Origin of the sequence: Wenxinia marina DSM 24838, assembly GCF_000379485.1 — a bacterium.
GTDB lineage: Bacteria > Pseudomonadota > Alphaproteobacteria > Rhodobacterales > Rhodobacteraceae > Wenxinia > Wenxinia marina.
The window spans coordinates 39086-57956 of record NZ_KB902291.1; the positions used below are offsets into that span (position 1 = coordinate 39086).

Below are 18871 nucleotides of genomic sequence, written 5' to 3' on the forward strand. Positions count from 1 at the left end.
TGGCTGCCGCTCGTACACTCTCCGACCAGCCATCCGGAGCCGCCATGAACCTCGTCATCCTCTACGTCGCCTCGGCCGTGATATTCCTCGGGCTCGACGCGGTGGGCCTGCGGTTCATCGTAAAGCCCGCATTCGAAAAGCAGCTGGGCGACTGGCTCCTCGACAGCCCGCGCTACGGGCCGGCGGTGGTGTTCTACCTGTTCTACGTGGCGGGCCTTCTCTACTTCGTCTCCTGGCCGGCGGTGACGGGCGACTGGAGCGTGGGGCGGATGTTCCTCGTCGGCGCGTTCTTCGGCGCGGTCGCCTACGGCACCTACGAGTTCTCGAATCTCGCGACGCTGGGGCGCTGGACGTGGGGCATGGTGGGGATCGACCTGGTCTGGGGGACGCTGCTGACGGGCGTCACCGCCGCCGCCGGCGTTTGGATCGCGCGCGCCTTCGAGTGAGGGCAGGGCGGAGGGCCGTCCTCAGGCAGACGCCGCCCCGGCCCTGAGCCGGGGGCCTCTGCGGAAGGGGCGCCTGATCCATCGTGGCCCCGGATCACGTCCGGGGCGGGCCGCCTGCCTACTCCTCGGGGATCAGCCGCGTCACGCCCACAGCCGCCGCCCGCGCCAGCGCGGGGTCGAGGGACATCGGCAGGTACTCGCCGCGGCGCCACAGCTCGCCCATGTCGTCGTAGTGGCGCGACAGGAAGTGGCCGGACTGGCCGGTCGAGGTGATGAAGACGGACGAATCCGGGTCGGCGAAATCGTAGACGCCGCGGTAGCCGGCGGCGTGGACGTTGCGGAACGGATGCTCGGGCTCGCCGGAGGTGCGGCCCCGCATCAGCGTGTTGTCCCCGCCCGAGGTGGACTGCACGATGTTCACGAACCAGTTGATGACGGGCGCATCGCCCAGCACCTGGTGCTCGTGCACCGCCTCGTGTGCATCGCCCCAGCGCAGCGATTCCAGCTGCGTGCCGTAGGTCTCGCCGATCCAGACCAGCGCATCGTCGAGGGCCATCCGCGCGATGTCGGGGCAGGTCTCCACCGGGGCGGACTGGATGACGTCGCACCAGGCGGCGGCGCCGCTCTCGTCGCGGAACACCCGCTCGATGAACAGCGGCTCCACGTGCGCGAACTCGTCCGCGAGGGGCCCGAGCTCGTCGCGGATCAGCCGGTCCTGCAGCGCGCGCAGCCACGCGGCGTAGATCAGCGGCTCGGGCTGGTGCTCGTTCATCTCGCCGTTCCACTCGGCCAGCAGCGCCAGCGCGCGCTCCCGCTGCCGCTCGGGCGTGCCGTCGGGCGCGGCCTCGCCGGTGAACCAGAGCTCGGCCCCCATCAGCGGCAGCAGCGACCGGGCGGTGAAGCTGACCGTGTCGAGCTGCGCCTCGATGAAGCTCTCGCGGGTGTGGACCTGCCGGGCCTGCAGCAGGAACCGCCAGCGGTTGATCCGCTGCGTGTCGCCCCACAGGAAAGAGACGTGGTCGGGGAAGGGACGGTCGACGACCTTGTTGTTGGTGTTGCCGACGATGCCGCCCGCGGGTTCCGAGACGCCGGGATTGGCGGAATAGGGGAACGTGCCCTGCCAGCGGTTCTGCGGCAGGTAGCCGTAGGTGGGGATGCGCCCCTCGCTCTGATGCTCGGGGTCCCGGCGGGGCATCGCGCCGATCAGCTGGATCGCGACACGGTTGCGGTCGGCCAGCGTCAGCATCTGCGAGGGCGCCACGAACAGCTCGCCCGCGCGGAGGCCCTCTTCGACGCCGTGGGCGGCCATCAGGCGCATGCCGGCGGTCATCGTGGTGTCGTCCTCGCTGAGCGCGGTCCAGGCGACCGAGGTGACGTGGCCCGGCGGGCGTATGGTGCCGAGGTCGAAGGCGTCGGGCGGCAGGACCGGGCCGTTCGACGTGCGCTGCAGCACTTCGGTCACCGAAGGCGCGTCCTTGACGACGATGATGCTCTCGCGGGTCTCGAAATCCTCCCAGCCGCCCGGGCCGCGGTACTGGCCGGTATCGCGGGGGTTCACCTCCTCGATGTAGACGTCGGTGTCGTCGAGGTAGGACGAGGTGATGCCCCAGCCGAGGTCCGCGCTGCGGCCGCTGAGGATCAGCGGGATCCCCGGGATGGTGCCGCCGATCACGCCGCCGTCCGACAGTTCCAGCCGGGCGAGGTACCAGATCGACGGCGCGGTCAGGGCGAGGTGCGGATCGTTCGCGAGCAGAGTGGATTCCGAGGCGGAGCGGCTGATCCCGGCGGCCCAGCCGTTCGACGCGCCCTCCAGCCCGCGGGGCGAGACCGGCGACAGGAAGGAGTGGTCCGGCGTGGTGTTCGCGGCGTAGCGCGGCACGTCGTCCACGAGGCTGGCATACTGGGGCAGGGCGATCAGCCCGTCCCCCGGCGCCTCGGGCAGGATGTCGGCCACCCGCTCTCCCGGCAGCATCAGCGAGACCCGCGCCCGCAGCACCTCTTCCGACAGGTGCGCGTTCAGCTGCAGCGCCATCAGCTTGAGGATCACCAGCGAGTCCGCGGGCGTCCACGGCGCGACGGCATGGTTGAACAGCCACATCTCGGGCGCGCCGCGACCGCGCGCACCCTCGTTCACCTCCTCCAGCCAGGCGTTCACCCCGGCGGCGTAGGCGTCGAGCGCGGCCTGGGTGCCGGGGTCCTGGTCCTCGTACGAGCGGACCGCGGCGGTGTAGAGGTCGAGGTGCCGCAGCAGGCGGTCGGTGGACAGGGTCCGCGGCCCGAACAGCTCGCTCAGGCGGCCCTGCGCTGTGCGGCGCAGCATGATCATCTGCCACAGGCGATCCTGCGCGTGGGCCCAGCCGAGGGCGAAGAACACGTCCTCGTCGGTCTCGCCGAAGATGTGGGGCACGTCGGCGTTGTCGCGCACGATCTCGACCGGTGCGTCGATGCCGGCGACTGCCTCGGTCGCGTCGTAGTCGGGGAGCGAGCGGGCGGCGAACCAGTAGACCAGCGTCACCGCGAGCACGAACAGGACGACGATCCCGGTGGCGATCCGCAGGAGCCAGCGAAAGACGAGGAGCATGGGCGGCCTGCTTGACGGACGGTGCCGGTCGGGTAGGTACCGAAAGGGTCCGCGGATGGAAAGGCCCGAGGGAGGGGCGATCACGATGGCGAAATGCGCGTTTCTGGGTCTCGGCGTCATGGGCTACCCGATGGCGGGTCATCTGGTGAAGGCGGGCCACGAGGTGACCGTCTACAACCGGACCGCGGCGAAGGCCGAGGCCTGGGCGGCGCAGCATGGCGGTCGCACCGCGGCGACGCCGCGCGACGCCGCCGAGGGGGTCGACTTCGTGATGGCCTGCGTCGGCAATGACGACGACCTGCGCGAGATCGCCTCGGGCGAGGAGGGCGCGCTGGCCGGGATGGCGGATGGCGCGGTCTTCGTCGACCACACGACCGTCTCGGCGCTGGTGACGCGCGAGCTGGCCGAGGCGGCGGCGGGCAGGGGCGTCGCGTGGATCGACGCGCCGGTCTCGGGCGGTCAGGCCGGCGCCGAGAACGGTCAGCTCGTCGTGATGTGCGGCGGGCCCCAGGACGCCTACGACCGGGCCGAGCCGGTGATCGCGGCCTACGCCAAGGCCTGCCGGCGGCTGGGCGACACCGGGGCCGGGCAGCTGACCAAGATGGTGAACCAGATCTGCATCGCGGGCCTCGTGCAGGGCCTGTCCGAGGGCCTGCACTTCGCCGAGAAGGCGGGTCTCGACGGCCGCGCGGTGGTCGAGGTGATCGCGGGCGGCGCCGCGGGGTCGTGGCAGATGCAGAACCGCCATGGCACCATGCTCGACGACGAATTCGAGCATGGTTTCGCCGTCGACTGGATGCGCAAGGACCTGGGCATCTGCCTCGCCACCGCGGACGAGGTGGGGGCGTCGCTGCCGGTGACGGCGCTGGTCGACCAGTTTTACAAGGACGTGCAGAAGATGGGCGGCGGCCGCTGGGACACGTCCTCGCTGATCCAGCGGCTGCGCTCGGCGGGGTGATGCCGACGTTGCGCACCTGCAACGGTTCGGGCCGGCGGGGCGGGAAAGCCTGACTTTCGCGCAGCCCGGTTTCCATGTCTGACGTTGTCGCCAGGACGGGGCCGAAAGACCCCGCTGACGACATCGAAGCAGAATGCGAGACAGACAGATGAAACACCTTCTTGGCACCGCCGCCGCCCTGACCCTGACCGCCGGCGCCGCCGCCGCCGGCGGCATGGCCGACCCCGCCCCGACCCCGATCGTGACCGCCCCCGTCGTCGTCACCCCGCCGCCGGCGCCCGCCGCGGACTGGAGCGGCTTCTACGGCGGTCTGTCCTACGGCGTGGGCAGCGCCGAGTTCGGCGACGGCGATGATCCGTTCGAATACGACACCTCCGGTTTCGGCGGGCAGGTCGGTTACCTCTTCGACTTCGGCCGCATCGTGGCCGGTGCCGAGGTCCAGTACTTCGCCGGCGAATACGAGCTGGTAGACAGCGACACCGCCTTCGACGCCGGGCTGACGCGGGCGAAGGCGATCGTCGGCTACGACGCCGGCCGCTTCATGCCCTACGCCTTCGTCGGGGCGTCGATGCTGGACATCGACGACCTGGACGAGAGCTACAACGGCTACAACTACGGTGTCGGCGCCGAATACATGGTGAGCAACCGCTTCAGCATCGGCGCGGAATACGGCCGCGACGAGTTCGACGACGAGGAGCTGAGCTCCGACCTGGTGTCGATCCGGGCGAACTTCCGGTTCTGATCCGAGTCTCCGGGACGACAGGAGGGCCGCCCTTGGGGCGGCCCTTTTCATTCGGCCCGCGGTCGCTGAGCGGAACCGCGTCGATGACGACCCGCCCCGGCCCTGAGCCGGGGCCTCGATGGGGCGGGGTGCATCATCTCGGCGGGGCCCCGGCTCAAGGCCGGGGCGAAGTCCGCCACCGCTCACCGTTCCGGCACCAGCCCGCGCGGCGAGAACCGCAGCACCAGCAGCAGGATCACGCCCATCGTCAGCAGCCGCATGTGCGCCGCGCTGTCCTGAAGGTGACCCTTCAGCCAGGAGCCGTCGGGCATGCCGGCGGTGATCGTGGTCATCAGCCACAGGCCGATCGGCTCCACCATCACCCACAGCCACCAGACCAGCATCCCGCCCAGCACCGCGCCGTAGTTGTTGCCGGACCCGCCGACGATCACCATCACCCAGACGAGGAAGGTGAAGCGCAGGGGCTGGTACGTGCCCGGCGTCAGCTGCCCGTCCAGCGTCGTCATCATCGCGCCGGCGATGCCGCAGACGGCGGATCCGAGGATGAAGACCTGTAGGTGCCGGCGGGTGACGTCCTTGCCCATCGCCTCGGCCGCGACCTCGTTGTCGCGGATCGCCCGCATCATCCGGCCCCACGGAGAGGCCAGCGCCCGCTGCGCGAGCCACAGCAGGATCAGCAGGACCGCGGCGAAGAGGCCGGAATAGAGAACCTTCACCCACAGCGTCGAGGCGGTCACGACGTCCAGACCGACCGCGTTCGCGCGCTCCGCGAACCCGGCGCTGGCCTGCAGGTCCACCTCGTAGGGCACGGGCCGCGGGATGCCGATGACGTTCTTCACGCCGCGGGCCAGCCAGTCCTCGTTCTTCATCACCGCGATCACGATCTCGGCGATGCCCAGCGTCGCGATGGCGAGGTAGTCGGACCGCAGGCCGAGGGAGACCTTGCCGATCACCCAGGCCCCGCCGGCCGCGATCAGCCCGCCCACCGGCCAGGCCAGCAGGACGGGCAGGCCGAGGCCGCCGAGATAGCCGGTGGAGGCCGGGTTCACCGCCTCGACCGCGCCGACGCCGCCGTCGAAGACCTCGCGGTAGACAAGCCAGCCCACCAGCAGCACCGCCGCCACCGCCAGCGCCCGCATCCGGCCCCTGGCCATCCGGGTCCACAGCAGCACCGCCGCGACCACCGTCGCCGCGCCGAGCGCGAGGCCGAGGAGCAGCCGCACCCCGCCCGCCGCCCACGCCTCGCCCACGGGCGGCATCGCGACGAGCACCGCCGCCAGACCGCCGAGCGCGACGAAGCCCATGACGCCCACGTTGAAGAGACCGGCGAACCCCCACTGCAGGTTCACCCCCAGCGCCATAACGCCCGAGATCAGCCCCATGTTCAGGATCGTCAGAGCGAGGTTCCAGCCCTGCAGCAGGCCGGTGCCGACGATCAGCGCCGCCATCAGCGCATACAGGATCAGACCGCGGCTCATACCGATTGCCCCCGGAACAGGCCCGTAGGCCGGAAGAGAAGGACGAGGACGAGGATCGCGAACGAGACCGCGAACTTGTAGTCCGTCGAGAGAAGCTGGACGAGGCCCTCCGGCTCCCACCCCTCGGGGGCGAGATAGCCGAGGACCTTCTTCCACGGGTAGGTCAGCGTCACCTCCGAGAAGGCAATGAGGAACCCGCCGGCGATGGCGCCGAGGGGGCTGCCGAGGCCGCCGACGATGGCGGCGGCGAAGATCGGCAGCAGGAGCTGGAAGTAGGTGAAGGCCTTGAAGCTCTTGTCGAGGCCGTAGAGCACGCCTGCCGTCGTCGCCAGCGCCGCGACGATGATCCAGGTGACCGCGACCACCTTCTCGGGGTTGATGCCGGACAGCAGCGCGAGATCCTCGTTGTCCGAGAACGCCCGCATCGATTTGCCGGTGCGGGTGCGGTTGAGGAACCAGAACAGCAGCGCCACGGCGACTGCCGCGGTGGCCAGCGTGATGACCTGCGGCACCCGGATCACCAGCCCCTCGTCGAGGCCCGACCAGTCGCGGAAGTCCCGCGCGTTCACGAGATAGCGGGCGCCGTCGGCGAAGCCGATGTCGTCGACCCCGATGATGAAGCGCACCACGCCGTTCATCACGAACATCACCCCCATCGACACGATGACGAGGATCACCGGCGCCGCCTTCTGCGTGCGGTAGAAGCGGTAGACGGCCCGGTCGGTGCCGAGGACGAACAGCGCGGTCCCGAGGATGCCGACCGGCAGCGCCAGCAGCGCCGTCGGCAGCACGCCGAAGGTGACCCCCGCCGCCTGCAGCCCCCATGTGGCGAGGATCGTCGCCATGGTCCCGAACGCCATCGTGTCGCCGTGGGCGAAGTTCGAGAAGCGCAGGATGCCGTAGATCAGCGTCACCCCCAGCGCCCCCAGCGCCAGCTGGGCGCCGTAGGCGAGGCCGGGAACGACCACGTAGTTCAGGAGCGCGACCAGCGCGTTCATCAGCTCCATCTGTCGGCGTCCGTCCTCTTGTCCCGCTTCATCCGGCCCCCACGCACGAGAGCATCCGCGTCACCGACCACAGGCTCTCGCCCATCGTCTGCTTGACCCAGACGAGGCTGGAGGGCCCGGCCGGGATCAGCCATTCGCGGCTGTCCTCGGTCGTCCATTCCATAGCGCCGAAGGCGCCGTCCTGCAGCGCCTCGACCTCGCGCTGCTCGATCAGGATGGAGACGACGTTGATCGTGCCTTCGGTGCGGAGCGGTTCGATGACGATGGGGACGCTCCCGCCGGCGGTGCAGGCGCCCGTTGGGTCGCACTCCGAGACGATCTCGCAGGTCAGGTCTTGCACCGCGCCTTCCGCCAGGGCGGAGACCGGTGACAGGACCGCGACGATCGCAAGGGCCTGAAGCTTCATTTCGAATCCTCCACCGGTGTCTGGTCGCATCTCCGACACCGAAGTGCCGCGACCCGCGCGTTCATCACCTTGTCCATCCGGCGACCTCGCTGCAGATGCCGGCATAGGTCAGCCGGTTCGTATAGTCGGTATAGCGGCGCAGGCCATCCGGATAGATCAGCGCGTCGACGGCGCCGTCGCGGCCGATCGAGATCTGCCAGATCGCCGCGTCCTGCCGGCCACCGACGCTCCAACCTTCGCTGGTGACCCGGTAGCTCGTCTCCGCCCCGCCTTCTGTGAAGTGGATCACGGGATGGCTTTCCCCCGGATAGATCGCGGAGGACAGTCTCACCCGCCCCCGATCGGTCTCGAACGTGCCGGAGCGCAGCGCCACCGCCCGTCCCAGGCCCGCCATGTCGAGGGTGAGGGAGTCTCGCGGGCAGGGCGTCGGATCGCAGGTTCGCGACAGGGTGCACGCCGCCGCCGGTGCGGCGGTCGCGACGACAGCGAGGGCGGCGAGGGCATGGCGCATCCTCATCCCCCCAGGAAGGTCCGCCGCACGACCGGGTCGGCCAGCAACTCGTCGCCGGTGCCGGTATGGGCGTTGCCGCCCTGCACCAGCACGTAGCCGATGTCGGCGATCTCCAGCGCCTGTCGGGCGTTCTGCTCCACCATCAGGATCGTGACGCCGGTGCGGGCGACCTCGATGATCCGGTCGAACAGCTCGTCCATGACGATGGGCGAGACGCCGGCGGTCGGCTCGTCCAGCATCAGCACCTTGGGCTGGGTCATCAGCGCGCGGCCGACGGCGACCTGCTGGCGCTGGCCCCCCGACAGCTCTCCCGCGGCCTGCCGTCGCTTTTCCTTGAGGATGGGAAAGAGGTCGTAGACCTGCGCCATCGTGCCGGAGATGTCGTCGCGGCGGAGGAACGCGCCCATCTCGAGGTTCTCCTCGACGCTCATCGAGGTGAAGATGTTCTGCGTCTGGGGAACGAAGGCCATGCCCTTGGCGACGCGGTCCTGCGGCGACAGCGCGGTGATGTCCTCGCCGTCGATCACGACGCGGCCCTCGCGCAGCGACAGCATCCCGAAGATCGCCTTCATCGCAGTCGACTTGCCGGCGCCGTTCGGGCCGACGATGACGGCGATCTTGCCCTTGTCGACCGCGACGGTGCAGCCGTTGAGGATGTCCGCGCCGCGGCCGTAGCCGCCGGTCATTGCCTCGCCGATCAGGAACGGCGTGCCGCCGGCCGCCCGCGGGTCGCCGGACGGGTAGGGCGGCGTCAAAGGCTCGTTCGACCGGGTGATCGAGCGGTCCTCGTTGCCGCGGGCGCCGTATGCGCTGTCGCTCACTCGTCGCCCTCCGGCCAGGTCACGGCCTCGAGCGCCGCCTGGTGCAGCAGGGCGTGCGCCTCGGTCATGTATTCCTCGCCCTCGGCGACGGTGCTGACGAACAGCGTCCCCGACGCGTCCCCCATCAGCGTCAGGGCCATCGTGGTCGGCCGGCCGATCGCGCCGGGGCCGTCGTGGGCATGATCGTCCAGCTCGTGCTCGCCCTCGGTCAGATCCTCGGCCACGCGGAACGCGAAGCGGACCGCCGGCGCGGGAAGACCCGAGGGCCGGTCCTCGATCAGCGGGACGAACCCGTGGATGTCGCCGCCGATGGCGAGTTCGGCCATGTCGTTCAGCCGCGCGCGCAGGGTCGCGACCGGATCGTCGCCGAGGTCCATCGGCTCCGCCGCCTCGACCATCACGACGCGGCCGGCCCCGTCGCGGAAGGCCACGATCCCGAAATGGTCCGGCGCCGGCGTCAGGAGTTGCGGCATGTCCTCGGGACAGAACTGCGCGCCTTGCCCGACGTCCTCGCATGCCGCGGCGGTGCCTGCCGAAAAGGCCAGCGACGCCAGCGCGTTGCGCGCCGCAGCGAATGTCGCGGGGCCCCTCATGCCGGCGCCTTGTTCTTGAGGCCGGTGCCGAGATAGGCCTCGATCACGGCCTCGTTCTGCATGATGTCCGAGGCCGAACCCTCGGCCAGCACCTTGCCCTCGGCCATCACGATGACCGGGTCGCAGAGGCGGCCGATGAAGTCCATGTCGTGCTCGATGACGCAGAAGGTGTAGCCGCGCTCCTTGTTCAGCCGCACGATGGCGTCGCCGATCGTGTTCAGCAGCGTCCGGTTCACGCCGGCGCCGACCTCGTCGAGGAACACGATCTTGGCGTCCACCATCATCGTCCGGCCCAGCTCCAGCAGCTTCTTCTGCCCGCCCGACAGGTTGCCCGCCTTCTCGTCCGCGAGGTGCGAGATCGTGAGGAAGTCGAGGACCTCGTCGGCCTGTTTCGCCAGCGCCCGCTCTTCCTGCGCGATCCGGCCGCGGCCGAACCAGGCGGACCAGAGCCGCTCTCCCGACTGCCCGCCCGGGACCATCATCAGGTTCTCGCGCACGGTCATGGAGGCGAACTCGTGGGCGATCTGGAAGGTGCGCAGCAGGCCCTTGTGGAACAGGGCGTGCGGCGGCAGGCCGGTGATATCCTCGCCCTCCATCGTCACGGTGCCGCTGGTCGGCGGCAGCCGGCCGGCGATGACGTTGAACAGGGTGGTCTTGCCGGCGCCGTTGGGACCGATCAGGCCCGTGATCGTGCCCCTGGCGATCTCCAGCGACGCGCCGTCCACGGCGTGGAAGCCGCCGAAATGCTTGTGAAGGGTCTCGACGCGGATCAAGCGCTTGGCCGTCTCTTGTGATGTGAAAAGGGCGGCCCGGAACGTCCGGACCGCCCCGCATTCAGCCCCGACTCAGCGGAACTGCACGGTCTCGTAGCCACCGTCGGTGATGGTGTACTCGCGGTAGGTACCCGCGGCCTCGCCCGGGCCGATCAGCTCGACCCCGGAGGCGCCCTGGTAGTCGATGTCGGTGCCGGCCGCGATGAGCTCCAGCGCCTTGGCGATCTCGCCGGGCAGGATCACCTCGCCCGGGGCGTTCGCCACGTCGAGGACGTGCTCGGCCGCCGCCGCGCCGTTCGCTTCGCCGGCCGCAGCCATTGCGAGGATCAGCAGCGCCGCCGCGTCGTAGCTCTCGCGGGTGAACGAGCTTTCGCCGTTGATGCCGGCCTCTTCGGTGATCGCCAGGAAGGCATCCGCGCCCTCGCCCTCGGCCCACGGGACCGAGCCGTAGCTGCCGGCGATGTCGGCGCCGAGGTCGGTGACGAACTGGTCGCCGTACATGCCGTCGCCCATGACGAAGGTATCGAACGCGCCGGTGTCGAGGGCGTTCTGGATGATGCCCTTGCCGCCGCCGTCGGAGTAGCCGAACACCGCCAGCACCTCACCACCCGCCGCGGCGAGCGCGCCGACCTCGGCCGAGTAGTCGGCCTTGCCGTCCTCGTGCGGGGCCGAGATCGTGACCGTGCCGCCGTTCGCCTCGAACGACGCGGCGAACGCGTCGGCCAGGCCCTTGCCGTAGTCGTTGTTGGTGTAGGTGATCGCGACCTCGGTCACGCCCTTGTCAGCGAGGATCGCGGCCAGCACCTCGCCCTGGCGGGCGTCGGAGGGGGCGGTGCGGAAGAACAGGCCGTTGTCCTCGGTTGTCGACAGCGCGGGCGAGGTGGCGGCGGGCGAGATCATCGGCACGCCGTTCGGCACGGCGACGTTCGACAGCGCGGCGCCGGTGACGCCCGAGCAGTCGGCGCCCATGATCGCGACGACGCCGTCGGCGGTCACGAGACGCTCGGCCGCGGCGGTGGCCGCCTGCGCGTCGATGCAGGTCGCGTCGGCGCGGACCGGCTCGATCATCATGCCGCCGAGGATGCCGCCGGCGTCGTTGGCCTCCTGGATCGCCAGCTCGGCGCTGTCGGCCATCTGCGGCGTCAGGCTTTCGATCGGGCCGGTGAAGCTGAGCAGGATGCCCATCTTGACGGTGTCGTCCTGCGCGCTGGCCGTGCCCGCGACGAGCGCGGTCGCCGCGGAGGCGAGAAGCAGTCTCTTCATGGTGGTCTCCCTGTTTTCGTCTTGCGACGTCGTCTTTTGTGTGCCGGAGGCTACGCGGACCTCCGGCGATTGTGAAGATGTCAGAGAGGGATTGCCCCTGCGGAACGGAGGCGACGTCAGCGGGTGAGGATCAGCCGGCCGCCCGAGATCTCGATGTGGGCGAAGCGGTTCAGGTAGCCCATCCCGAGGAGCGAGAAGTCGAGGTTTCCGTCGTTCACCACCGCGGCCACGCCGTCGTCGACGATGGGACCGAGGCGGATCTCGTCCAGCTGCACCGGCGCGGTGCGGACCATCCCGTTGGCCGTCTGGGCGGCGCCCCAGTAGTCCAGGGTCGCGGGGTCGAGTCCGACCCGCGCGGCGTCCTCGCGGCTGAGGACGATCTCGCTCGCGCCGGTGTCGACGACGAACTTCACCGGCACGCCGTTCACGTCCGCCGTCAGGTGGTAGTGCCCGTCGCGGCCGAGCGGCGCCTCGATCCGGCCGTCCGCCAGCAGCTGCTGGCCGGGCGCGACGGTGCCGCGGATGTCGCTCCACATGCCGTAGGCCGCGATCACGCCGACGAAGATCAGGGCCCACAGCATCAGCGCCCGCAGGGTGGGGCCGAGATTGCCGCGGTGGGATGCGAAGTAGTAGCCCGCGATCGCCGCCCCGAGGAGGCCGAGATACAGGACCTGCGCGATGTCGTTTCCGGTCATGCCGGACATATGGGGCTCAACCGCCGAAGCCGGAAGAGACGAGACCGTCGAGAATGAACTGCACGGCGAGCGCCGCGAGAAGCATGCCCAGGACGCGGGTGATGACGTTGATTCCGGTCTTGCCCAGCGCGTTCGCGATGAACGGCGAGGCGAGGAACGCCAGGAACACGATCCCGAGATTGAGAGCGAGAACCACGCCGAGCGCCACGATCCCCGCCGGGCCGTCGGCGCTGGAGGCGAGAAGGATGATCGTCGTGATCAGGCCCGGCCCGACGATCAGCGGCATGGCGAGCGGAAAGACCGACGGGTCGTGGTCGGAGGCGGCCGCCTCGCCGGTATTGTCGCTGCGCCGCTTCTGCCGCCGCTCGAACAGCATGTCGAGCGCGGTCAGGAACAGCAGCACGCCGCCCGCGACGCGGAAGGCGGGTATGGAGATGCCGATGAAGCCGAGGACCGCCTCGCCGAGGAACAGGAACGCCGTCATCAGCGCCGCCGCCACGAGACAGGCGCGCACGCCGATCGCCCGCCTTTCGGCCGCGCTGTTGTCATGGGTCAGCGCGATGAACAGCGGCACCATGCCCGGCGCGTCGATGATGACGAAGAGCGTAGTGAAGGCGGTGATGAGGGACGTCCAGTCGGTCATGTGCGCCGCCTAGCACGGGCGGGCGCCGCCGCGCCACTTCGCTGTCGCGTCAGAGGGCCTTCAGCGCGCCGGTGAGGTCGCCGTAGCCGGTCGGCCGCCGCTCGAAGGCGAGGCCGAGGCGGCGGGCGCAGTCCTCCGCCTTCGCCGTCAGGGCAGGGTCGTCGGTCTGCGCCTGGTAGACGAGGGTGCGGTAGTGCCCGAAATACATGTCCCGAAGCTCGGGGTGCCGGTCGAGGCCGAGAGGCCGCCAGACGAAGGCGTCGAACTGCCGGCACAGGAAGTCGGTCAGGTAGAAGGCGTCGATCTCGTCCCGCGCCGCGAAGTCCGCGTTGCCCTCGAAGAAGCTGTAGCAGTGCGGGCCCTCGATCATCTGCACGCCGAGCCGGTCGCAGGTGGCCTGCAGCATCCCGCCGGTGCCACAATCGGCGTAGGCGACGAAGACGTCGTCGTAGTCGTCCCGGCGGCGCGTCACGGCGTCCTCCACCGCGGACGGGATCCGCTCGGGGTGGTTGTGCAGGATCGCGGGCAGGCATTGAAGGTCGAGGTGGTGCAGCCCGTTCGCGTCGCGGATCGCGAGGATCTCGCGCGCCAGCGCGCCGCAGGCGAGGACCAGGACGCGGCCCGTCCCCTCCGGCGCCTTGCCGTCCGTCGTGAGGGCGGCGTCCGTCAGCGTCACTTCAGCCGCACCGCGGTGCCGTAGGCGACGATCTCGGAGGCGCCCGACATGATGGAGGACGTCTCGAGGCGGCAGGCCACCACGGCGTCGGCGCCGAGCGCGCGGGCGGCCTCGATCATCCGGTCCATCGCCTGCTCGCGCGCGCCGGCGAGCATCGAGGAATAGGACTTCACCTCGCCGCCGACGAGGTTGCGCAGGCCCGCCACGATGTCGGTGCCGATATGCTTGGCCCGGACCGTCGCGCCGCGGACGAGGCCCAGCGCCTCGGCCACCTCGCGCCCGGGGACGCCGTCGGTCGTGACCACCAGCATCAGTGCTTCACCTCGTCGTAGCGGTCGTCGTCGGGGTCGCTCCGCCGCTCGGAGATGGCGCGGAGCACGATGTAGAGGATGAGCGCTCCGGGAATGGCGAGGCCCAGGGTGGCCCAGGCCGGCAACGCGACGGAGGCGACGACGAGGGAGGCGAGCCAGACGGTGACGCCTGCGGCGGCGATCACGAGGACGAGGATCAGGACGAGGCGTTCGAGGGGCATGGGCGGGCTCCTTTCCCATCAGATATAGGGGGAGGAAGGGGCCGGCGAAAGCGGCCGCGCGCCGGGAGCCATGGTGTGCAGCCCGCCCCGGCCTCGAGCCGGGGCCCCGCCCAGCCGGAGGCGCGGACCGTTGCGAGGCCCCGGCTCAGGGCCGCGGCGGAGGGGCCACCCGCGTGGCGGGACCGAAGCGGCGCAGGACGGTTCGGCCCGGATCGCCCCGCCCCGGCCTTGAGCCTGGGCCCCGCCGATCCCGGGCGCCAGGCCCCGGCGCAGGTGCGGGGCGGAGGGGGCCTATTGCGTGGCGGGGCCGAAGCGGCGTGGGGCGATCCGCCCCGGATCGTCCCGCCCCGGCCTTGAGCCGGGGCCTCGCCGATCCCGGGGCGCCAAGCCGCGCGAGGCCCCGGCTCGGGGCCGGGGCGGGTAGTCCCGGGGGTGGGCGCTCCGCCCCGGGGGCAATGGCGCATTACGCCCCGCCGCCGGTCTCCTCTTCCAGGAAGTCGGTGAACGCCTCCCAGCTCTCGGAGTCGGCGCGGGCCTGGTAGCGGTCGGAGCCCTCGACGGTGAAGGCGTGGGGCGCGCCGGAATAGATCTCCACCGTGTAGGTGTTTCCGGCTGCCTCGAACTCCTGCATCAGGGTCTGCACCGCCGACAGGGGCACCGATTCGTCCGCGCCGCCGTGCAGGACCAGGACGGGCGGCTCGTCGCCGTCCCAGGACTGGCCCTCGGGCGTCTCGATCGAGCCGTGGAACGACGCGTAGCCGACCGCTTCGCCGGCCATGTCCGACCGCGCCATCTCCAGCGCGACGCCGCCGCCGAAGCAGTAGCCCATGACGACCAGCGACTCCGCGTCCGACTGCCCGCGCGCGGCGGCGAGGCCGGCCTCGATCAGCGTCCGCATCTTCTCGCGATCGCCGGTCAGCTCGCTGGTCGCGGCGATGTTCTGCTCCATCGTGCCGGCCTCGGTGTCGGCGCCGTACATGTCGAGCGCGAAGGCGTCGTAGCCGAGGTCTGCCAGCATGTCGGCGCGGCCGCGTTCGTAGTCGTCGAGGCCGTCCCAGTCATGGGCGATGAGGACGAGGCCATGCGGGTCCTCGGCGGCGGCGAAGTAGCCGGTATATTCCACCCCGCCCACGTCGTAGGTGACGTCGTCGGCGAGGGCGGGCGAGGCGGCGAGGGCCGCAAGGATGGCGAGACGGGACATCGGAGGTTCCTCCTTGGCATGGGCCGATGCGCCGGACGGTGGTCCGGACGCTCCATCGGTCAACCGCCCCGCGGGCCGGGCGCGGTCACGCCTGCGTTGGGTGCGCCCCCGACGCCCCCTTTCCCGTGGCCGCCATCGCGCCTAACACTTCCCCCCGGATCCGATGGAAGGAGGCGCCGCGTGGAGCTCAAGGAATATCCCGACGCCGAGATGATGATGCTCGACCTCGCCGACCGGCTGGCGAGCGAGCTGCGGACGGCGCTGACGTCGCACGAACATGCCTCGCTGGCGGTGCCCGGCGGCACGACGCCCGGCCCGGTCTTCGACAGCCTGTGCGGCGCGGACCTCGACTGGGACCGCGTCCACGTCTTCCTGACGGACGAGCGCTGGGTGCCGGAGGACTCGCCCCGGTCGAACACCGCGCTGGTGCGGCGCCGCCTGCTGACCGAGCGGGCGGCGGCGGCGACCTACGTGCCGCTCTATGCCGGGACCGAGACGCCCGAGGAGGCGCTGGAGCAGCTGGAGGCGACGTTCGCGCCCGAGATGCCGATCTCGGTCCTGCTGCTGGGGATGGGGGCGGACATGCACACCGCGTCGATCTTCCCCGGCGCCGACCGGCTGGACGACGCGTTGCACGGGAGCGCGTTGCTGGTGCCGATGCGGGCGCCGGGCGCGGCCGAGCCGCGGATCACGCTGTCGGCGCGGGCGCTGCGGGACGCGCTGTCCACGCACATCGTCATCACCGGCGCCGACAAGCGCGAGGCGCTGGAGAAGGCGCGGCGGCTGACGCCCGAGGAGGCGCCGGTGGCGGCGGTCCTGAAGGGCGCCACCGTCCACTGGGCCGAGAGCTGAGGGGTCAGCCCCGCAGCGCGGCGAGGTGGGCGGCGCAGCCGACGAGGGCGGCGTAGTCGTCCTCGACCACCGCGACGCCGAAATTGCGCATGAAGCCGGCGAAGCGGCCCTTGTCGCGGAACGCGTCGGCGAAGCCGAACTCGGACAGGTAGGGCGTGATCGCCCGCGCCACGCCACCGACGAGGTAGACCCCGCCGAACGGCAGCTGGATCAGCGCGAGGTTGCCGGCGACCATGCCGAGGAACTCCACCACCACGCGCACCGCCTCGCGCGCACGGGCGTCGCGGCCGCCGGCGCAGGCCGCGGCGATCTCGGCCGCCGTCAGCTCGCGGGGATCGCCCGCCTCCTCGCCGAGCCAGGCGTAGACCCGCTCCAGCCCGCGGCCGGAGAGAACGTCTTCCACCGCCGGAAAGCCGTGCGCGGTCGACACGTAGCGGCAGAGCCGCATGTCGGTCTCGTTCCGGACGGGCAGGTTCACGTGGCCGGATTCGGACGGCGCGACGAGGCGGCCGGCATCGGTCTCGAACACCGGCGCGGCGTTGAAGCCGGTGCCGACGCCGATGACCAGCTTGGCCGCGTGTTCGCTCGCCGGAGGGAAGTCGAGGATCGTGCGCACGTTGCCGGCGTCGAGGAATCCCAGCGCGTGGCCCTGGGCCTGCAGGTCGTTCAGGATCGCCACAGTCTCGGCCCGCGTGGCGCGGCCGAGCGTCGCCTTGTCGATGGTCCAGTCGAGGTTGGTCAGCGTCGCGCGCCCGTCGCGCACCGGCCCCGCCGCCGCCACGCAGGCGGCGGCGCAGTCGACGTCGTCCTCTTCCTCGATGAAGCGGCGCAGCACGCTGTCAAGGCCGGCGAAGTCGGCGTTGCGGTAGCGGCGCACCGTCTGCGGCAGGATCGTCCGGCCGTCGGCCAGGGCGACGCGGGTGTTGGTGCCGCCGATGTCGGCGACCAGCGACAGGGTGTTCGGCGGATGGGCCATGATCGTCTCCTTCGCGGGTCCCGGGCGGGCGCGTCGTCGCCCTGATACGGCGCGGGCAGGGGCGGGCGCAAGCGATGCCGGCCCGGGCCCATGCTGCAACTGCGAACATTCCCAAAGACTTCCGGGCACGCGGCCGCAGCGGGCCAGATTGACAGTGCGGGGAAGTTCGGTGACTCTCCCCCTGTCCGATGGGCATGCGGGCGCTAGCATCCTGCTGCACCACATCGTTCAACGAGCGCGGCGCTCAAGCCCGCGCGAAGATGGGAGGATATCTCTGATGATCTCGAAAGCACTCTGGACGGGTGCCGCCCTCGGCGCGCTGGTCGCCGGGTCCGCCTCGGCGCAGGACCTGATGTTCCCGCCGGGCGAAGGCGCCTTCAACTGGGACAGCTACACCTCGTTCGCCGACAGCCACGACCTTTCGGGCGAGCAGGTGACGGTGTTCGGCCCCTGGCTCGGCCCCGACCAGGAAGCGGTCGAGGCGGTGCTGGCCTACTTCGCCGACGCCACCGGCGCCGACGTGCGCTACACCGGCTCGGACAGCTTCGAGCAGCAGATCGTGATCGACGCCGAGGCCGGCTCGGCCCCGAACGTCGCCGTGTTCCCGCAGCCCGGCCTGGCCGCCGACCTCGCGGCCCGCGGCTTCCTGACGCCCCTCGGCGACGAGGCGGCGAGCTGGATGTCCGAGAACTACGCCGCCGGCGACAGCTGGGTCGATCTCGGCACCTACGAGGGCGCCGACGGGTCCGAGGCGTTCTATGCGTTCCCCTACAAGGCCGACCTGAAGTCGCTGGTCTGGTACGTCCCCGAGAACTTCGAGGATGCCGGCTACGAAGTCCCCGAGACGATGGAAGAGCTGAAGGCCCTGACCGAGCAGATCGCCGCGGACGGCGAGACGCCCTGGTGCATCGGGCTGGGCTCGGGCGGCGCGACCGGCTGGCCGGCGACCGACTGGGTCGAGGACCTGATGCTGCGCACCGCCAGTCCCGAGACCTACGACCAGTGGGTGACCAACGAGATCCCGTTCACCGACCCCGCGGTCGTGAACGCGATCAACGAGTTCGGCTGGTTCCTGCAGGACGACTACGTCGCCGGCGGGCAGGGCGCGGTCGCCTCGACCGACTTCCGCGACAGCCCCAAGGGCCTCTTCGACAGCCCGCCGCAATGCTACATGCACCGGCAGGCGTCGTTCATCCCGGCCTTCTTCCCGGAAGGGACCGAAGTGGGCGTCGATGCCGACTTCTTCTACTTCCCGGCCTACGAGAGCGAGGACCTCGGCTCGCCGGTGCTCGGCGCCGGCACGCTGTTCGCGATCACCGAAGACAGCCCGGGCGCGCAGGCGCTGATCGAGTTCCTGCAGACCCCGATCGCGCACGAGGTGTGGATGGCCGTTCCCGGCCAGGGCTTCCTGACGCCGCTGACCAGCGCCAACCCCGAGACCTACTCGGACGACACCCGCCGCCAGTTCGGCGAGATCCTGACGAGCGCGACGACGTTCCGCTTCGACGGCTCCGACCTGATGCCGGGCGGCGTCGGCGCGGGGTCGTTCTGGACCGGCATGGTCGACTTCGCGGGAGGCGAGTCGGCCGAGCAGGTCGCGCAGGAGATCCAGGACAGCTGGGACTCGCTGCAGTGATCCGGCGGGGCTGACGCCCCGTAGCATCGACAAAGGGGCCGGCCCGCGCGTCCGGGCCGGCCCGCAAAGAACGCCGCAGAA

At 70.8% G+C, this 18871-nt stretch carries 21 protein-coding genes; 5 read left to right on the forward strand and 16 right to left on the reverse strand.

All coding sequences use genetic code 11. The features are described 5' to 3' along the window. The first annotated feature begins 44 nt into the window (after nucleotides 1–44). Nucleotides 45–446, forward strand: coding sequence for a DUF2177 family protein (locus tag A37W_RS0111465; RefSeq protein WP_018303179.1), 402 nt, complete (start codon nucleotides 45–47; stop codon nucleotides 444–446). A gap of 118 nt (nucleotides 447–564) precedes the next feature. Here A37W_RS0111465 and A37W_RS0111470 read toward each other — a convergent pair whose 3' ends face one another. Continuing rightward, nucleotides 565–3027, reverse strand: coding sequence for a penicillin acylase family protein (locus A37W_RS0111470; protein ID WP_018303180.1), 2463 nt, complete (start codon nucleotides 3025–3027; stop codon nucleotides 565–567). Between A37W_RS0111470 and A37W_RS0111475 the strand changes: the two genes are divergently transcribed. Then, on the forward strand, nucleotides 3026–3985 hold the full coding sequence (locus A37W_RS0111475; protein ID WP_367834145.1) for an NAD(P)-dependent oxidoreductase: 960 nt from the start codon (nucleotides 3026–3028) through the stop codon (nucleotides 3983–3985). The two genes, A37W_RS0111470 and A37W_RS0111475, sit on opposite strands and share 2 nt — an antisense overlap. 148 nt (nucleotides 3986–4133) lie before the next feature. Then, nucleotides 4134–4727, forward strand: coding sequence for an outer membrane protein (locus A37W_RS0111480; protein ID WP_018303182.1), 594 nt, complete (start codon nucleotides 4134–4136; stop codon nucleotides 4725–4727). A 182-nt stretch (nucleotides 4728–4909) separates the two neighbouring features. Here the strand turns inward: A37W_RS0111480 and A37W_RS0111485 are convergent, their stop codons facing one another. From A37W_RS0111485 to A37W_RS0111550, 14 genes are all read right to left on the reverse strand, one after another. Then, the gene (locus A37W_RS0111485) at nucleotides 4910–6205 is read right to left on the reverse strand and encodes a branched-chain amino acid ABC transporter permease (protein WP_018303183.1); all 1296 of its coding nucleotides are present in this window, start codon (nucleotides 6203–6205) and stop codon (nucleotides 4910–4912) included. Then, complete coding sequence (locus A37W_RS0111490) at nucleotides 6202–7212, reverse strand: branched-chain amino acid ABC transporter permease (RefSeq protein ID WP_018303184.1); 1011 nt, start codon at nucleotides 7210–7212, stop codon at nucleotides 6202–6204. The genes A37W_RS0111485 and A37W_RS0111490 overlap by 4 nt, the downstream gene beginning before the upstream one ends. 28 nt (nucleotides 7213–7240) lie before the next feature. Continuing rightward, nucleotides 7241–7618: a hypothetical protein gene (locus A37W_RS0111495; protein ID WP_018303185.1), complete on the reverse strand. Its 378-nt coding sequence runs from the start codon at nucleotides 7616–7618 to the stop codon at nucleotides 7241–7243. A gap of 64 nt (nucleotides 7619–7682) precedes the next feature. Further along, nucleotides 7683–8129: a hypothetical protein gene (locus A37W_RS0111500; RefSeq protein ID WP_018303186.1), complete on the reverse strand. Its 447-nt coding sequence runs from the start codon at nucleotides 8127–8129 to the stop codon at nucleotides 7683–7685. Between the two features lie 2 nt (nucleotides 8130–8131). Then, nucleotides 8132–8950: an ABC transporter ATP-binding protein gene (locus tag A37W_RS0111505; protein ID WP_018303187.1), complete on the reverse strand. Its 819-nt coding sequence runs from the start codon at nucleotides 8948–8950 to the stop codon at nucleotides 8132–8134. Continuing rightward, a complete protein-coding gene (locus A37W_RS0111510) occupies nucleotides 8947–9543 on the reverse strand; it encodes a hypothetical protein (RefSeq protein ID WP_018303188.1) in 597 nt (198 codons plus the stop codon). The genes A37W_RS0111505 and A37W_RS0111510 overlap by 4 nt, the downstream gene beginning before the upstream one ends. Beyond that, a complete protein-coding gene (locus tag A37W_RS0111515) occupies nucleotides 9540–10316 on the reverse strand; it encodes an ABC transporter ATP-binding protein (protein WP_018303189.1) in 777 nt (258 codons plus the stop codon). Before A37W_RS0111515 ends, A37W_RS0111510 begins: the two co-directional genes overlap by 4 nt. Nucleotides 10317–10388: 72 nt before the next feature. Further along, entirely contained in the window at nucleotides 10389–11579 is a 1191-nt protein-coding gene (locus tag A37W_RS0111520; RefSeq protein ID WP_018303190.1) for an ABC transporter substrate-binding protein, read from the reverse strand. Between the two features lie 116 nt (nucleotides 11580–11695). Further along, a complete protein-coding gene (locus A37W_RS0111525) occupies nucleotides 11696–12274 on the reverse strand; it encodes a retropepsin-like aspartic protease family protein (protein ID WP_026198447.1) in 579 nt (192 codons plus the stop codon). 16 nt (nucleotides 12275–12290) lie between these two features. Next, nucleotides 12291–12917 (reverse strand): MarC family protein, encoded by a 627-nt coding sequence (locus tag A37W_RS0111530; RefSeq protein ID WP_018303192.1) that lies wholly within the window; start codon nucleotides 12915–12917, stop codon nucleotides 12291–12293. A 49-nt stretch (nucleotides 12918–12966) separates the two neighbouring features. Further along, nucleotides 12967–13593 (reverse strand): DUF1638 domain-containing protein, encoded by a 627-nt coding sequence (locus A37W_RS0111535; protein ID WP_018303193.1) that lies wholly within the window; start codon nucleotides 13591–13593, stop codon nucleotides 12967–12969. Beyond that, the gene (locus A37W_RS0111540) at nucleotides 13590–13904 is read right to left on the reverse strand and encodes a YbjQ family protein (protein WP_018303194.1); all 315 of its coding nucleotides are present in this window, start codon (nucleotides 13902–13904) and stop codon (nucleotides 13590–13592) included. The genes A37W_RS0111535 and A37W_RS0111540 overlap by 4 nt, the downstream gene beginning before the upstream one ends. Next, nucleotides 13904–14125, reverse strand: coding sequence for a hypothetical protein (locus A37W_RS0111545; protein WP_018303195.1), 222 nt, complete (start codon nucleotides 14123–14125; stop codon nucleotides 13904–13906). Before A37W_RS0111545 ends, A37W_RS0111540 begins: the two co-directional genes overlap by 1 nt. Nucleotides 14126–14588: 463 nt before the next feature. Continuing rightward, the gene (locus A37W_RS0111550) at nucleotides 14589–15326 is read right to left on the reverse strand and encodes a dienelactone hydrolase family protein (RefSeq protein WP_018303196.1); all 738 of its coding nucleotides are present in this window, start codon (nucleotides 15324–15326) and stop codon (nucleotides 14589–14591) included. Nucleotides 15327–15506: 180 nt separating this feature from the next. On the opposite strand from A37W_RS0111550, the gene pgl reads away from it, so the two are divergent. Beyond that, nucleotides 15507–16178 carry a 6-phosphogluconolactonase gene (pgl, locus tag A37W_RS0111555; RefSeq protein WP_018303197.1) on the forward strand — a complete coding sequence of 224 codons (672 nt, stop codon included), beginning with the start codon at nucleotides 15507–15509 and terminating at the stop codon, nucleotides 16176–16178. Between the two features lie 4 nt (nucleotides 16179–16182). Here pgl and A37W_RS0111560 read toward each other — a convergent pair whose 3' ends face one another. Next, nucleotides 16183–17154, reverse strand: a complete 972-nt coding sequence (locus A37W_RS0111560; RefSeq protein WP_018303198.1) for a glucokinase — start codon at nucleotides 17152–17154, stop codon at nucleotides 16183–16185. A gap of 277 nt (nucleotides 17155–17431) precedes the next feature. Here A37W_RS0111560 and A37W_RS0111565 point away from each other — a divergent pair, with 277 nt between their 5' ends. Then, complete coding sequence (locus tag A37W_RS0111565; protein WP_018303199.1) at nucleotides 17432–18790, forward strand: ABC transporter substrate-binding protein; 1359 nt, start codon at nucleotides 17432–17434, stop codon at nucleotides 18788–18790. The last annotated feature ends 81 nt before the right edge of the window (nucleotides 18791–18871 follow it).

Bases quoted from the DNA above. Each gene is read 5' to 3' on its own strand.
- A37W_RS0111545 (WP_018303195.1), bottom strand. From the start codon at position 14,125: ATGCCCCTCGAACGCCTCGTCCTGATCCTCGTCCTCGTGATCGCCGCC.
- A37W_RS0111560 (WP_018303198.1), bottom strand. From the start codon at position 17,154: ATGGCCCATCCGCCGAACACCCTGTCGCTGGTCGCCGACATCGGCGGC.
- A37W_RS0111540 (WP_018303194.1), bottom strand. From the start codon at position 13,904: ATGCTGGTGGTCACGACCGACGGCGTCCCCGGGCGCGAGGTGGCCGAG.
- A37W_RS0111490 (WP_018303184.1), bottom strand. From the start codon at position 7,212: ATGGAGCTGATGAACGCGCTGGTCGCGCTCCTGAACTACGTGGTCGTT.
- A37W_RS0111520 (WP_018303190.1), bottom strand. From the start codon at position 11,579: ATGAAGAGACTGCTTCTCGCCTCCGCGGCGACCGCGCTCGTCGCGGGC.
- A37W_RS0111530 (WP_018303192.1), bottom strand. From the start codon at position 12,917: ATGACCGACTGGACGTCCCTCATCACCGCCTTCACTACGCTCTTCGTC.
- A37W_RS0111495 (WP_018303185.1), bottom strand. From the start codon at position 7,618: ATGAAGCTTCAGGCCCTTGCGATCGTCGCGGTCCTGTCACCGGTCTCC.
- A37W_RS0111485 (WP_018303183.1), bottom strand. From the start codon at position 6,205: ATGAGCCGCGGTCTGATCCTGTATGCGCTGATGGCGGCGCTGATCGTC.
- A37W_RS0111470 (WP_018303180.1), bottom strand. From the start codon at position 3,027: ATGCTCCTCGTCTTTCGCTGGCTCCTGCGGATCGCCACCGGGATCGTC.
- A37W_RS0111565 (WP_018303199.1), top strand. From the start codon at position 17,432: ATGATCTCGAAAGCACTCTGGACGGGTGCCGCCCTCGGCGCGCTGGTC.
- A37W_RS0111480 (WP_018303182.1), top strand. From the start codon at position 4,134: ATGAAACACCTTCTTGGCACCGCCGCCGCCCTGACCCTGACCGCCGGC.
- A37W_RS0111465 (WP_018303179.1), top strand. From the start codon at position 45: ATGAACCTCGTCATCCTCTACGTCGCCTCGGCCGTGATATTCCTCGGG.
- A37W_RS0111525 (WP_026198447.1), bottom strand. From the start codon at position 12,274: ATGACCGGAAACGACATCGCGCAGGTCCTGTATCTCGGCCTCCTCGGG.
- A37W_RS0111510 (WP_018303188.1), bottom strand. From the start codon at position 9,543: ATGAGGGGCCCCGCGACATTCGCTGCGGCGCGCAACGCGCTGGCGTCG.
- A37W_RS0111550 (WP_018303196.1), bottom strand. From the start codon at position 15,326: ATGTCCCGTCTCGCCATCCTTGCGGCCCTCGCCGCCTCGCCCGCCCTC.
- A37W_RS0111500 (WP_018303186.1), bottom strand. From the start codon at position 8,129: ATGCGCCATGCCCTCGCCGCCCTCGCTGTCGTCGCGACCGCCGCACCG.
- A37W_RS0111475 (WP_367834145.1), top strand. From the start codon at position 3,026: ATGGGCGGCCTGCTTGACGGACGGTGCCGGTCGGGTAGGTACCGAAAG.